This window comes from Micromonospora sp. IBHARD003 (genome assembly GCF_056106285.1).
In genome coordinates this window covers 6,747,663-6,762,459 of sequence record NZ_JBWBBX010000001.1, presented here as the reverse complement: position 1 = coordinate 6,762,459, position 14,797 = coordinate 6,747,663, and the positions used below count along the sequence as shown (strand labels likewise).

The window sequence follows — 14,797 nt, the reverse complement described above, 5'->3', positions numbered from 1 at the left end:
TCACCTCTCGTAGGTTTCGGAGGAGCAAATGGCCGACTCTGCGGTCGCCTTATTCTCGATGTGACAGTCCACATCCATACCCTTGTTTCCGACAGCGGTGATGTGAATCACGCTAGGAACCCCGGTCGGTCTGCCCGGATACACGGGAGTGACCTCGTAATGAACCGACTGACCCTGTCGGATCTGTCCGGCGATCCTGTTCTCAATCGTACTCATGGCAGGACTGTTCGCCGCACGATGCAAGGGTACGAGATTCCGCAAGTCGGTACCGGACCCACCGAACTGGCAGCCTGCAAGGTGTCCTCGGGCCCGCCCTCGACCTTCGGGTAGTGTCCAGTAGTCCGGCGGGGTCACCTGACCACTCTCGCAGTCGGCCTTCCAGGCAGTCTTGGTGCCGTCCAGCATGTCATCTGGACTCGCGAAGTCAGCGACGATTCCGGTGGCACGGCAGCCTTCTCTACCGGGCCTGAACCGCTCCCGGGGGAGGTAGACAATGTTGCCGACCCCGTTCTCACCGGCTTGATCGTCGCAATTCTCCGGATCCCGTGAATCACCGCCGCTATCGCGCGCCTCGTTCAGGAAAGGGTCCTCGAGCACTTGCGGCACGAAGACGGAGATCGCCACCAAGTCCAGCATGGCTTGAGCAGTGATGGTCGCTGTGACGCCCGTGGCCACCGTCCACGCGCCTGACGCCCACTCGGCAATTGCTGGCGGCCGCGTCGGAGCAGGAAGGGGATTGAGTCCGTTGTTCGGGTTCTGGTCAATCGGCGGCCTCGGAGGCCTGTTCGGCTTCACGTTGCAACTCTCCGCGCAGCGGTTGCCACGGCCACCACCGCCTCCGTGCCAGGTCTGGACGGGTCGTCTGCCCGGCGGGGAGGGGCGGTAGCCGGAGGAGCTGCCGCCACCACTGGTGTAGCAGTACGAGACACCGACGCACGGATTCTTGTTCTTTTGCCTCTGGTTGTAGGTGAAACAGTCCATGCCGTATCTGCCGGTGCAGGTGCCGTCGCCGATGCTGTCGCTACCGCCCCAGAAGACGGTCCAGAACACATTTGCCGGAGTCGGGTGCGCCAAGGTCAGGACGGTGTGCCAGAAGTCCCAATCGTGACCGGTCCGATCGGTCCAAATGAGTGGGCTGCCGCCGCCGTAGAGGTAGCGGTTGCCGCGGGACGAGGGGCCCGGGTCGAGCAGCCAGGTGTCCCGCGACGAGAAGCCCCCGCCGCTCGGCTCGTACCAGCGGGCCGCCATGTTGACGTCACCGCTGGCGGGGTCGGTGTAGCCGGACTGGTACCCGAGGGACGGTGTGATGCCGGTCCGAGCGGTGGGTCGGCCGAAGGGGTCGTAGGCGGTTGAGCCCGTGACCTGGCTGCCGTCGCCGGCGATACCGGCCACGACGTCGGTGTGCTGGTCGGTGATGAGGCGCTGCTTCTGCGCGCCGGTGGCTCCGGCGATCAGTGAGCCGCCCGGGTTACGGCTGTATTGCGACGTTCCGTCGCCCACGAGGTCGTTCGAGCCACCGTCGTAGCTAAAGGTGCGATCACCGCGCCGCAGCACCCGGTCGAGGGAGTCATAGGCGTAGATGACAGAACCGTCCTTGGCCTTCCTCTCGAAAGCGTCAAAGGCCAGCGTTCGGTCCGGCGTTCCTTCGTTGTGAACGGACGCGAGCGTGCCGCGGGCCGAGTAGCGGTAGCGATCGGAGCCCTGGGTCAGCAGGCGGTTCCGTTCGTCGAAGGCGGCCGAAAGGCCGCCCGCCTTGGTGCGGTTGCCTGCGGCGTCCCATTCGTACGGCGTGGTGACGGAGCCGTCGGAGGACGAGGTCAGGCGGCCTGCACGGTCGTAGGTGTATGCCTGGACACCGGCGCCGGCCGTGCCTCGGGTCTCCTTCCTGGTGAGGAGGTCGTCATCGTTGTAGCCGTAAGTCAGCTGTGTGAGCGTCCTCGTCTCGTCTCCGCTCGTGGTCTTGTCGTCGGCTATGCGACCGAGGGCGTCGTAGAAGTAGATGCGCTTCGCCTCGACCGACCACTTCTGGCCGTCTGCGGACTGGCGGGCGTGCTGCTCCTGACGGATGCGGCCGGCCGCGTCGAAGTCGGTCCAGGTCTGGGTGCCGGTGACGGGGTCATTGGTCCAGTCGAGGCGGCCCGTGCTGTCATATCCGTAGGAGGTGGTACCTGCTGCATCCGACCGCGAGGTCATGTTGCCATCGTCGTCATACGCGTAGGCCGACTTGCCGGCCGGTCCGTCGCTCTCCAGCAGAGCACCGCGGTCGTTGTACTGGTAGGTGTTCCGGCTGAGGACGTTGTCCGTGTCGGCTGCTGTAAGGCGCCCGGCCAGGTCGTACTCCAGGACACGGTTCCGGGTTTCGGCCTCGGCTCCCGTACCGGTCTCCTTGACGAGGCGGCCAAGCCCGTCATACGCACGCTGTCGCTTCACGCCGCCGGGCAGCAGCTCGGTGACCTCCTGGCCCGCGGCGTCGTACACGGTGGTCCAGGTGCGGTCGGCCGCCGCGGGGTGGGCGGTGGTCGCCGGCTCGACGGTGGACTCCGGAAGCCCCCAGGTGTTGAAGGTGTAGGTGGTGGTGTTGCCGCGTCCGTCGGTGAGACGGCTGCGGTTTCCCGCCACGTCGTAGCCGAAGGTCGTGGTGATCGACACGCCGTCCTTGACCGGTTCGGTCAGGCGGGTCATCCGGCCCAGGGCGTCGAACGTGTAGGTCGTCCGCGCGCCGGTGGCCGTCTCCGATGCCGTCATGTTGCCGTCCGCGTCGTACTCGCTCTTCCGAGACCGCAGCGGGGTGGAGGCCGTTCCGTAGTCGGCAGTCCGGGTCGGCTTGCCCAGCGCGTCGTACGCGACGGTGGTCTTGCGTCCCGTGGCGTCGGTCGACTCGGTCCGGCGGCCGAGGCCGTCGTAGCCGAAGCGGGTGACGGCGCCCGCCGGGTCGGTGACCGTCAGCGGCTCACCGGCCGGGTTGTAGGCGGCGGTGGTGGTACGTCCGGCCGGAGTGGTGGACACGGTCTGGTTGTTCGCGTCGTCCCAGGTGTAGCGGGTCGTCAGGTTCCGGAGCTGCGGATGCCGCTCGACCGTCGTGTCGGTCAGCTTCCGTCCCAGCTCGTCATAAGTCGACTCGGTGCGCGCACCGGTGGGATCCGTCTCCGACAGCCGCAGCCCGGTGGGGGACCAGGAGTACCGGGTGACACCGGCTCCGCTCAGGTCCGTGGCCGGGGGGCTGAGCGGGTTCTCGGGCTGAAGGCCCGGGGAGGTGCCGGCGGCGGGGTCGGTGCGCTGCGTCAGGTTGCCGAACTGGTCGTAGCCGTAGCGGGTGGTCCGGCCGAGCGGATCGGTCGTGGCCGTGGTGCGGCCCAGACCGTCGTACGCGGTGCGGGTGACTGCTTCGACCGGTTTCGCGGCTCCCGGAGGCGTGTAGTCCGGGAGCGTCACCGCGACGGCGCGTCCGAGCCGGTCCGTCTCGGTCCGGACGACCTGCCCGCGTGGATCGCGGGTGGCGTTGGCCTCACCGTTGGCGTTGTAGCCGGTGAGGGTGGTGGGCCGGACGGACTTCGCCGGATCGCCGTTCTCCTCCGCCTGGACCGGCGGGGCCTGCGTCTCGACCAGGCGGCCGAGGGCGTCGTAGCGGTAGGTGGTGGTGTGAGCGGACGCATCAGCTCCGGATGTGGTGCCGCGGGCGCTCACGGATGTGAGCATCAGCCCCCGTCTGTCGTAGGTGCTGGTCGTCACCCGCGGGGTCCCGGCGGCGTCGGTGAGGGTGCCGCGCACCTGGTTTCCGGCGGCGTCGTACTCGGCGGTGGCGGTCAGCTTGCGGCCGCTGCCGTCGACGGCGGTCCTCTGCTCGAGGACCCTGTTGTCGGCGTCGTAGACGACGTCGACGGTGCGTGCGAGGCCGTCCGGGTCGAGTACGCGGCTGGTCGGGCGTCCGGTCGCGTCGACGGTGAGCGTGGTGACGGTCTTGCCGCCGCCGGTCACCTGTCGGATCAGGTTTCCGGCCCCGTCGTAGGTGTCCGCCTCGACGACGATGTCACGGCGCGAACCGTCCGCCTGGGTGACCTGTCTGGCGGTCGTGTTGGCCTTCAGTCCGTCGTCGTAGTAGGCGAACGCAGTGGTGGCTCCCATCGCGTCGGTGGTGGAGGCGAGGCGGCCGGCCGGGTCGTACGCGTGGGAGAGCAGGGTGAGGTCCCGCTTTTCGCCCGACGGGTCACCGGCCCAGTCCTTGAGCACCGTCTCGGCGAGCTGCCCGCGCGAGGTGTAGCGGTGGACCTTCGTGGTGCCGGCCGCGTCCGTCTCGCTGACCACCCGGCCGTGACCGTCGAATCCGAAGGAAGTGCTGTGGCCCTCCGCGTCGGTGACGCGGTCCTGCCGGCCGTGCTCGTCGTAGTGGTGGACGGTGGTGCGCGCGGTGTCGCCGCCGGTGGTGTCCTCCGCTGTCTCGGTGAGGAGCTCGCCGTCGGCGCCGTAGGTACGGCTGATCCGCGCGGTGTGGGTGGTGCCGGTGATCTCGTTCTTGACGCCCGCGGCGGACTCGGTGGTCACCTTCGACTGAGCGTTGTACGCGTAGGTGTTGGTGACTCCGTCGGGGAAAGTGTCGGAGACCTGGGTCTCGGACACCTTGCGACCCAGCCCGTCGTAGGCGTAAGCAGTGATCAGCCCTGAGGGTGACGTGATTCGGGCCAGGTCCCCGTTCCTGTAGTAGGCGTATACCGTTTTGGCACCGCCGGGTGAGGTCTGGGTGGCAACGAGTCCGGGAGGTGCTGTCCCGCCGTCGATGGCGGGTTCGCTGCCGCTCGTATGGGTGGTGCTGGCAGTGCGGCCGTCCGCGAGCCTGGTCGAGGTGCGCAGGCCCAGTTGGTTGTACGTGTGGGTAGTGCGGTAGCGCTCGTCGCTGCTGCTGGTGGAGCGGGCGTCGGACTGGGTGAGCTCCTTGCCGTTCCGCGGGTCGAGGGGGTCGGCTGCGTTCTGGAAGTAGGTGGCGAAGGACGTCCAGCACGAGTCGGCGTCACGGCATGTGGTTCGCGAGACGGGATTGCCCGTGGTGTCGTATCCGGTGATGACGGCGTGACCATTGGGGTCAGTGACAGTGTGGGGGAATCCGCCGGTGTCGTAGGTGTAGGTGGTGATGCCGCCTTCCGCGTCAGTGGTGCGCAAGCGGCGCTTGCCGCGCAGGGCATCGTAGGTGGTGCTGGACGCCGCCCCGGTCGGGTCGGTGACGGTGACGGTGGAGGTAAGTGCCGAAGTGGTGCTGTGTTCGCGGGCGCTGTAGTGCGCGGCGACCTGTTCGGCGGTCAGGGGGTGATCGTAGAAGGCGGCTTCGTCCATGTCGCCCTGGTAGTAGGCGTGGCGGTCGGTAACGCCCATCCAGATATCGCTGCCCCAGCCCGCGCCGAGGTAGGCGTACTGATTGGGGCGCATCTGGACGGTGCCGGTGAGACTGCCGACGGGTATCCCGTCGAGGTAGAGAGTCTGTGTCTTTCCGTCGGTGCTGAGCGCCGCGTGGTGCCAGGCGTTGTCGTTGACGGCCTGGGAGGACACGATGGGCTTGCTGCCCTTGTACTCGGTCGTGAAGAACTGGCCGCGCAGCTTTCCCGCGCCGTCGATGCTCAGGTAAGGGCTGAACTGGGCGGGCTGCTGACCGATTTCAGCGTCCTGCAGGCTTGCCAGGGCGCCCCCGGTCGAGGTGGTGCGGAACCACAGTTCGACTGCCACGCTGCTGTCGCCGTCCAAGGCACCATAAGGCACGCGAACGCTGCTGGGATATGTGAAGGTCGCGGCGGGGTTGTCCCCGGTGCCGAAGACCCCCGTTCCGCCCAGCGATACCTTGCTGTAGGTGCCGTTGTTCGCCCCACCGGCGATCACACTGCGGGCAGTGGCGCTGCCGGCTGCGTCGTCGAATCGCCAGTAGGCCGCGGGCCTGTCGCTGGTGACGGAGCCCCGGTACTGTGCTCCGTCACCGCTGATCTGGCCGGTGCGCGAGCGGTAGTGGCTCATCACCGAGGCGGCGTCGAGCGGCTTGGGGTAGACAGCCACCTCGTCGATCTGGCCAGGGAAGTAGCTCACGGCGCCCGGCGAGGCGGGCCAAGGGCCGTCGGCGAACCCGCCTCCGATATAGGTGTACTTGTTCGCCTGGTGGTTCACCACGCCGTTCAGCGTTCCCTGCTTGACGCCATCCAGGTAGAGGATCTGGGTGCTTCCAGAGGCCGACACCACTGCGTGATGCCACTCGTTGTCAGTAACCGTCTCAGTGGAAGCCAGGGAGGTAGCCGTCACGGAGGATGTCGCATAGAACTTGCCGTGCAATTTGTTGTCGGAACCGACGTACAGCACGGGCGTCCGACTGCCGGACGGCGCGGTGGTTCCTTCCAACTCCGCTTCCTGATCGCCGATGAGCACGCCCGGTTTGCTGGTGCGGAACCACAGTTCGACCGCCAGGTTGGTGCTCTGGTGCATGACCTCTGCGGGGATCTCGGCATAGTTTCCCTGGCCGAATCCGGCGGAGGTGTCGTCTCCGTCGGCGAAGGCGCCCGGCAGTCCCAGATCGACTCCTCCGGTATACGAGCCGTCGGTGTCCTCTCCGGTCTGGCTGCGGGCGACACCGCCGCTACGCTCACCCAGCCGCCAGTAGCCGGCGGGCCCGGAGGCGCGTACCGCGTCGGCGTAGCTGGTCGATCCGCTGCTGTACGTCTCACCGGAGACGTTCCACACTCCGCCGTTCTCGTCGGTGGTGCGGGTCAGGCGGGCCGACCTCGAATCGTAGTCAACCGTGGCATGGATGCGGCCCGAGGGCAGGGCGACCTTGGCCATCAGGCTGGTGGCGCGGCGTGCGGCGTAGTGCTCGGCCACGGTGTGCGCGTCCAGGGCCTGGCCGTAGACGGCTACGTCGTCGATCGCGCCCTTGAAAGGGTAGGTGCCGCCGGAGACGCCCATCCATCCCTCATTGCCCCAGCCGGTACCGAGGTAGGCAGACTGGTTGTCGCGAGCCTGGACTGTTCCGGTGAGGCTGCCGACCTTCTCGCCGTCGAGGTAGAGGGTCTGCGTGGTGGCCGCGCTGGTAAGCACGACGTGGTGCCAGGCGTCATCGTTGACCGGCTTAGTCGAGACGATGGGCTTGCTGCCCTTGTGCTCGGTGGTGAAGAACTGGCCACGCAGTTTTCCCGCGCTGTCGACATTCAGGTAGGGACTGTAACGATCGGGTTCCTGGCCCGCTTCGGCGTCCTGCAGGGATGCGAGTACACCGGGCTTGGTGGTCTTGAACCACATTTCGACCGACACGAACGTCGACGTCTTCAACGTGCTGTCCGGGAGTTCGATCAGCGACTCCGGACGCTCGAACGTCGCCGAGCCGTCGGTCGTACCCGCCATGGCGGGATCGGAGCCCAAGGTGACGTCGCGATAGAGCGCTTCGTTCAAGCCTGTGCGTGAAGGAGCCTCGCTGTGCGCGACGGCTCCCTCGGTCTCGCCCAGACGCCAGTACGACAGCGGGTTGGAGTCCAGCACAGCCGCCCTGTACGGAGAACCGTCCTGGTAGCTGTAGTTGGTGCACTGCGTGGTGGAGGACGGCGGGCAGACCTTGGCCAGCCGGTCGCCACTGTAGTGATAGTTCCAGGTGAGACCGGATGTGTCCGCGTCGACCGCGCTCGTCGCGGCGGACGCGATGTGGCCGTCCTTCCAGGTGAAGGAGATGCTGCGACCCGACAGGTCGTCGACGACCTTGACCAGGGGGCCACTGCCGTCCTCATTCGCGCGGCGCAGCGTCTGGCGCCGCCCGGCCCCGTCAGTGATGTGGGACAAGTAGCCACCCGCCCCGAAGTGGTAAGCGTTTCCCGCGCGATCCTTGAGAGCCCAGCCACTGCCCTCACGGGCGAGACGGCCGGTGGACCCGAGCGGACCGGTGTAGGTGCCGCCCTGATCTTCTCCGTAACGGGCCTGCGATCCATCCGCGCCGGTGATCAGGACGGTCCGCGTCTGCGGCTCCTGGATGAGTCGCATGTCCAAGCGGGTGGTCCAGCCGGCGCCGAACGCACCGTCGGTCCGCGTGTCAAGTGAGTTGTAGGTACGCGTCACCGCGAGTTCCGGGCCGACCGTGCTGATTGCGGCGTCTGTGGCGGCAGTGTTGTAGTTGCCTGCGCGAGCGCCGAATTCACGACCGGAATCCGAGCCGCCGAGGTGGCTGGAGATCCCCGGCTGCGGCACCTGGGTCGTGAACAGCGCCGGTCCTGGCCTGGTCGACGTTGCCGCCCCGTCGTAAACGTAGGAGTACCACGCGTACGTCTTGCCCCAGCTCAGCCAACCCTCGGGGATGGCCCACTGCTGACCTGTACTCCGTGTGTTGGTACGACAGTTCTTACGGGCGTCCTTGCCCTCGACCTCGCAAACCTCGAACTGGTATTGCAGCGCGCCCGGATAGCGGTCCTGGTCTGCCCCGCTGGCCCACAGGGTCGGGGTGAGTGTGTTCTGCACAACGCCGCTGGCCGGGGATTCGCCGGTCAACTGCGGTGGGATGTTGACTGCGGAGAACCTCACTGCGGGACCGGGCACGCCTTCGCTGGTGAAGCGGGATTTCCCGACGTCGTCCATGGTCCACTGCAGGGTGTAGCTCCCCGGCACCATGGGGGCGACCTTCGCGTCAAGGCTGACGCTGCGTCCGGGGAGGATGTCAACCGGCATTGGCGTCCAACGGATCTTCGACGAGTCGGTGATCTCCTTGCCGTCCGCACCGAAGAGGTTGTATCGAAGCTTGAAGTTCCCGCCCTTCGGCCAGGTCTGCTGTCCTTGGTTGGTGACGTTGACCCGCATTGCACCTTCGGTTGTGGCCGTCACGGGGCTGAGGAAGGTGCCGAGCCCGTATGTAGCGCCGTACTTGGTCCAGGTGATGTCCAGGCTGGGCTTACCGTTCGGATAGTCGTCGGAGCCGAACTGCTTCCACGCGTTCGTGTCGGTGACGGATGCCTTGACGGCGAGGCCGTAATTCTTCTTTCGGCCATGCGTCCAGTCATCGACGAGTTGGCGCCCGGGAGACCCGAGGCCGATCGTCTCCCACGCTGCCCCGCAGGCCCAGTCCGTGGTGTTCGGCGGACGCCAGCCGTGCGCGAAGCTCTTGGAGGCAAGCGCAGAACCGGTGGCCGGACCGGGGTATTTGGTGTGGGTACTCTGCGACCAGCTCGACGTGATCGGATGCACTGTCACAGGTCGCGCCTTGCACGAGTAGGACCATGTGTTGTAGAGCGCCAGATTGGCGCTGAGCACCCATGCGTTCTTCAGTGACGATTCGACGCCACCGAAGTAGAGAAAGGAAGCAGCCTTGTGGCTTCCGCCATCGTAGGTGCCGGTCTTCAGCACTGTGTCAGTGGAGAAGTTGGTGTTGTAGGGAGACTGGACGTAGGTGGCGGCGGTGGCACCGACTCTGGTCACCGAGGGATCGACCCTCACGGGGAAGACCCGTTCCGGGTCGGCAAGCCACTGCTTGTCCAGGGACACGGTCAGGACCTGACGCCCGTTCTCCGTGGCAAGGCCATAGGTGATCTTGTCGGAGACCGCTGCCTCGTTGGCGTTCGGAATGAGCTTTGAGTCGACCATCCAACCGCGCGGCATATGGGCCCGTGCCACGCCTGCGGCGTCTGTGAACACCACCGCGCCCTCGCTGTCCAGCGCCGCGGTCAAGCCTTGGAGGATCAGGGGGAAGCGCCACTCGGCGGGTGCAGTCTTGTCCTTCAGGACCAAGATTTCCTTCACCGCGCTGTTGCCCGCACGCAGTTCGAGGTCTGCGAAGGGGCGAATACCAGGAAAGGTGAGGGCACTGTCCCGAACCTGCCCCCGGCTGTGGGTGGCGTCGCCAACCGAATAGCCGACGCTCAGCCCTTCTCCGACCTGCACGCTGGCCACCGGGGCCGCGTCGGCGTACTCACCAAACGTGATGTCCGACTGGGTCGAACGGGGCTCCCACCCGCCGTCGGCCAGGCTCATGGTGCGTGGCCCAGCAGGCTTGACGAGGGTCGTGTCGATCTTCTCCCAGTCACCCTTGGGGTGCCGGAAGTTCACAGGTTCGTTGTAGAACCTGGTTGTGAACGTACCGTCCTGGTTGAGGAAGGTGCGGGCGCTCTCTGTGCGCTGAGTCTGGACTTCCTTGCTGGTCTTCTCGTCGAAGCCCGGTCTGGGCTTCGGGGTCGTAGGAGCGGGCACCGACTCCGCGTTGCCCATGACGGGCGGCTTCGGCTTTCCGAGGTCAACACTACGGGCCGTGCCCTGCTCTGTTGGCAACTGTCCAGGGGCACTGAGGGCTCTGTCCCGACCGCCGGAGGTCGCAGCGTCGGTGCGCCCCGGTAGTGCCGAGTGGCTGCGCCCTTCGGCCGACCCCCGGCGTTGACCGGGCCGTTCACCCGCCTCGGAGACGCTCGAACGGCTCGACCAGGTCGCCGCGGCTTGGGCCGCCGACTCCGTTCCGGCGATTGTGGCCACAACGAAGGCCATGGCTACGACAACAGGACGCGCGGCGCGCACGAACCAGCCCCCCACAGTATTGATCAAGAGGAGGCAAACTAAACAATTTCTTCACATCAAACGCAACTTCTTCACACTCTATGTGAGGATGATCACGATTTGAGGTGACATCCTGTCAACTCGCTTGCTCTGCAGTGGACATGTATGGCGCACTCGGCTGACTGAGACTCGTGGCCCGGCGCCACCCAAGAAGCCTCCAGAGGGTGTTCCACGGTGTGCTACGCCAGTCCGCCCTGACCGGAGTGCCCGCGATCACCAACAGCAACCAGATACCAGGGCACGGCCATTGGTCCAGCCGATCGGCGCCTGTCTGTCACCGATGCCGGTACGACGACGTTGCATGCCGGCGTTTACCGGAGGGCAACGGGACGCGCGAGCGCGGCCGACGGACGCAGCAAGGTGTGCAGATGGCAGTGCCGTGTCACCTCAGACATGGGCCCACAACCAGGGAAACGGCGCCACATGCGACTGGCCACCAGAGCAAACGTCCAGCAGGACGACCTGGGGCGCTGGCCGCGGGCACAGCAATTCCGGCCGCTACACCCCACTCGGACCGGAGCTCGTGGGTCTGTGCTCCGATTGCAGTTCGCCATGAACTACCGGAGCACCAGTCTCACCGCCCCGGCGCGCCCGCTGTGACCACGACGGCGACCGTCCTGATCGATCCGCCGTGTTCGAAGTGCAGTATGAACGGCACGTGGTCACCGGGCCGCCACCGCGTGCCCGGACGGAAGGTGAGGCTCACGCCGTGGGGCGACATGGACAGGGCGCCCCCGGCGGGGACGGTCGCCGCATCCACCGTGTCCCGGTACGCGGCGCCCGCTTCGGTGGTGCGATGGCGGGTCACCGCGATCTCGCCGTCGGCAGCCGGTGAGACGGCACCGGTCAACCGGTCCGTCGAGCCACCGGAGTTGGCGATCTCGAAGTAGGCGGCGGTGTCCCTGTCGTCCGCGAACGGCAGGTACACCGTGCCCGTGACGACGTCGATCCGGGCCGGTGTGCCCGCGTTTCCCGTTCCCACCCAGGTGGTCAGGCCGCCCAGGGCGATGCCGCAGGCGGCGAGGGGGGCGAGTACGGCCGGCAGTGCGTCGGTGAACCGGCGGGGCAGTCGTGATTTCATCGCCGGCCGCTCCCTCCGCGGGCGGGCTGCCAGGCGCGCAGCCGCAGGCTGTTGCCCACCACCAGGAGGGAACTCACCGACATCGCCACCGCGGCGAGCATCGGATCGAGCAGCCCCACCAGTGCCAGTGGCACGGTCACGGCGTTGTAGCCGAAGGCCCAGACGAGGTTGACCCGGATCGTCGCCAGGGTGCGTCCCGCGAGCCGGACCGCGTCCGCCAGGGCTTCGATGTCACCGCGTACCAGGGTCACATCGGCCGCCCCGATGGCCACGTCGCTGCCGCTGCCCATGGCGATACCGAGGTCGGCGCCGGCCAGTGCGGCGGCGTCGTTGATGCCGTCGCCGACGACGGCGACCCGCCGGCCGTCCTCCTGCAGCCGCCGTACGAGCGCCGCCTTGTCCTCGGGAGCGCACCGGGCGTGCACCTGGGTGATGCCCAGTTCCGAGGCGACGCTCCGCGCGGGTGCCTCCCGGTCGCCCGTGGCCAGCACCGGCTCGATGCCCAGGCGTCGCAGCGTCCGCACCGCCCGGTAGCTGCCGGGCCGCATGGCGTCGCCGACCTCGATCAGAGCTTCGGGCACGCCGTTCACACGGACCAGCACCGGGGTCCGTGCGGCGGTCTCCGCCGTCAGCAGCGCGTCCGCGAGCGGCTCGGGCAAGTCGCCGTCGGGCGCGGTCACTTCGACGAGTCGACCCTCGACATGCCCCTGTACTCCCCGTCCCGCGGTGGCGGTGAAGCCGGTCATGTCCGGCAGCGGTTGTCCGGGCACCGCCCTGCGGGCGTACGAGACGACGGCCCGGCCCAGCGGGTGCTCCGAGCCGTGCTCGACCGCGCCCGCCAGCCGCAGTACCGCGGCGCGCCCCAGTCCGTCCGGGACGGCCGTGACCCGGGCGACGGTCATGTGCCCGGTGGTGAGCGTGCCGGTCTTGTCCAGCACGACGGTGTCGACGTGCCGCAGCCCCTCCAGCGCCTGAGGGCCGCTCACGAGGACGCCCAGCTGGGCCCCTCGGCCGGTGGCCGCCATCAGTGCGGTCGGGGTCGCCAGACCCAGTGCGCAGGGACAGGCCACGACCAGGACGGCCACACTCGCGGTGATCGCCGCCTGCGGGTCGGCGCCCGCGCCGAGCCAGAATCCGAGGGCCGTGGCGGCCAGGGCGAGCACGACCGGCACGAACACCCCGGAGACCGAGTCGGCCAGCCGCTGCGCCCTGGCCTTCCCGGCCTGGGCGTCGGTCACCAGTCGGGTGATCCGGGCGAGCCGGGTGTCGGTGCCGACCGCGGTGGCGCGCACCAGCAGCAGGCCGCCGGCGTTGACCGCGCCGTCGACCACAGGCGATCCCGGTGCGACCTCCGTCGGTTCACTCTCCCCCGTGATCAGGGACAGGTCCACGGCGGAGCCGCCCTCGACCACCTCGCCGTCCGCGGCGACCCGCTCTCCGGGACGCACCACGAAGACCTGGCCGACCCGCAACTCCTCGATGGGGACGAGCCGTTCGCCGGCGCCGTCACGGACCGACACCTCCTTGGCGGCGATCCGGGCCAGCGAGCGCAGCGCCTCCCCCGTTCCGCGCCGGGCCCGCCCCTCGAGGAACCGGCCCGCCATGACGAAGAGCGGCACCCCCACGACTGCTTCGAGGTACACATGCGCGACGCCGTCCGAGGCTGCGGGCAGCAGACTGAACGGCATCGTCATTCCCGGCTCGCCCGCGCCTCCCAGGAAGAGCGCGTACACCGACCACGAGAAGGACGCCGCCACGCCGAGCGACACCAAGGTGTCCATGGTGGCGGCAGAGTGCCGCAGCCCACGCACCGCCCGTACGTGAAACGGCCAAGCCCCCCACACGGCCACCGGCGCGGTGAGCGCGAAGCAGAGCCACTGCCAGTTGCGGAACTGCCAGGCCGGCACCATCGACAGCACGAGCACAGGCGTCGCGAGCAGCGCGGTGACCAGCAGCCGGTCGCGGTCCCGGCGGATGTCCTCGGCTTCGTCGCCGCCCCGAGATCCCTGCCCCTCCCGCTGCTCCCGTTGTTCCTGCCGCTCCTGTCTCCTGGGCGGCTCCGGGAGTGCGGCCGTGTAGCCGGCGCCCTCCACCGCCGCGACGAGCTCGGCCGGTGCGATGCGCGGCGGATGGCTCACCCGGGCGGTGCCGGTGGCCAGATTGACGGCCGCCGTGACACCGTCCAGCTTGCCGAGGCGTTTCTCAACCCGCCGTACACAGGCCGCACAGGTCATACCGCCCACGGTCAGATCGGTGGTGACGAGGGTCTCCGCTCCGGTGGTCATCAGTCGCGTCCTCCGTGGCCGTGGCCGGTGCCGTCGTTCGCCCCTCCGTCGTCCGCCGCACCGCCGGAGGGTGTGGCGTGCATACCGGGCGCCACGGGACCGACGGCGGCCCCGACGGCGTAGGAGGCCGTGAAGACCACGGCCAGCAGCAGGAGGAAGCCGCACAGCGCGGATGGCGGCACCGCCTTGCGGAGCACCGGTGCGGCGCCTGGCACGGCTCGTCGGGAATCGTCCATCACCGGGGGTCTCTCTGATCGCGTGCGGATGGCCTGAACGCCTGTGTACGGCGTCGGCAGGGCTCGCCGTACGCTCCAGATGTCGTACCCATGGGGGGTAAGGTTCCGAGCCGGGATTGTGACGCACGTCACAGGCAACGGTCATTCTGGGGTGAGGGCATGGCGCCGCGCCTCCCTCCTACAAGTCGGCCTTCGGCCGCTGCGAGTTCCCGGCTTTCCGCGCGGAGCCGAAGCAATGGCATCGACAGCAGGGGCACGGGCGCACACCGGCCGTATGTCGTGACCCTGTGACTCGTGTCGGTACGCGTCGCCGGGCAGCGCAGGGGGTATTCCGGGGGCAGTCCCTGCGGCTTCCGGCCGGGAATCCGGCGGTTGCCCGCACCCAGGAGGTGGAAAGCATGACCGACATCAGCGGACTGCAGCCCGTGGCCACGTTCTGCGGGAAGTGCGACTGCGGCTGCCCGCAGTTGTTCGTCGACCCGGGCGCACCCGCGGAACGCCGGATCGTCCTGACCGACGACTTCGGACAACGCGTACAGATGAGCGCCGACCAGTTCTCCTCGCTCGTCGACGACGCCAAGAGCGGGAAGCTCGACGGGATCGCCCCTGTCTGACGGCCGAGGGCCTTCACCCACCGGGAGCCGGGGCGCACCGCCCGC

5 protein-coding genes are annotated in these 14,797 nt (G+C 68.1%); 1 reads left to right on the top strand and 4 read right to left on the bottom strand.

Annotated elements, in window-relative coordinates:
* The 4 genes from ACTWOL_RS29645 to ACTWOL_RS29630 all read right to left on the bottom strand — a co-directional run bounded on the left by ACTWOL_RS29645 (window position 1) and on the right by ACTWOL_RS29630 (window position 14,117).
* Entirely contained in the window at window positions 1-10,197 is a 10,197-nt protein-coding gene (locus ACTWOL_RS29645; RefSeq protein ID WP_474299901.1) for a LamG-like jellyroll fold domain-containing protein, read from the bottom strand.
* A 913-nt stretch (window positions 10,198-11,110) separates the two neighbouring features.
* Entirely contained in the window at window positions 11,111-11,617 is a 507-nt protein-coding gene (locus ACTWOL_RS29640) for a copper chaperone PCu(A)C (protein ID WP_474299900.1), read from the bottom strand.
* The gene (locus tag ACTWOL_RS29635) at window positions 11,614-13,902 is read right to left on the bottom strand and encodes a heavy metal translocating P-type ATPase (protein WP_474299899.1); all 2,289 of its coding nucleotides are present in this window, start codon (window positions 13,900-13,902) and stop codon (window positions 11,614-11,616) included. The genes ACTWOL_RS29640 and ACTWOL_RS29635 overlap by 4 nt, the downstream gene beginning before the upstream one ends.
* Window positions 13,902-14,117: a hypothetical protein gene (locus ACTWOL_RS29630; RefSeq protein ID WP_474299898.1), complete on the bottom strand. Its 216-nt coding sequence runs from the start codon at window positions 14,115-14,117 to the stop codon at window positions 13,902-13,904. Before ACTWOL_RS29630 ends, ACTWOL_RS29635 begins: the two co-directional genes overlap by 1 nt.
* Window positions 14,118-14,536: 419 nt before the next feature.
* On the opposite strand from ACTWOL_RS29630, the gene ACTWOL_RS29625 reads away from it, so the two are divergent.
* Window positions 14,537-14,752, top strand: a complete 216-nt coding sequence (locus ACTWOL_RS29625; protein WP_474299897.1) for a hypothetical protein — start codon at window positions 14,537-14,539, stop codon at window positions 14,750-14,752.
* Window positions 14,753-14,797: the final 45 nt, after the last annotated feature.